At 49.1% G+C, this 407-nt stretch carries 1 rRNA gene; it reads right to left on the bottom strand.

Annotated features, from left to right (window positions below):
* Positions 1-283: 283 nt before the first annotated feature.
* Positions 284-400, bottom strand: a 5S ribosomal RNA gene (gene rrf, locus AC0LWF_RS27855).
* Positions 401-407 lie beyond the last annotated feature (7 nt).

The raw sequence follows: 407 nt of genomic DNA, 5'->3' as shown, positions 1-407 counted from the left end.
TGAGTCACTCCCGTGATGTACTTCGCTACAGTACCGCCATCTCGATGATCTCTCCCGTGGTCTTCGACCAAAGTCGTTCTCATTCGAGATGCCGGAGCTTTCGCTCAGCATCAAAGTCGTGGCTAGCAAAACCTTCGCTTGCATTTCTAGTTAATCTCAGCTAAGAGATATTTCGCAAATTTCATATCCAGTTTTCAAGGTGCTAGTGTTTTTCTGAACGCATCCTCTTCCTGAATTGCTTCAAGAAAAGACACATCCATCAAACTCGGTGCTTATCGCACCCGCTTGGCAACGTCCTACTCTTCCAGGACCCTGCGGTCCAAGTACCATCGGCGCTGAAGGGCTTAACGGTCGTGTTCGAGATGGGTACGCGTGGTTCCCCTTCGCCATTATTACCAAACGGATGT

The sequence above is a fragment of the Paenibacillus sp. sgz302114 genome, from assembly GCF_056120345.1.
The sequence above is the reverse complement of the archived record's forward strand: the minus strand, read 5'-3'. Positions and strand labels throughout refer to the sequence as shown.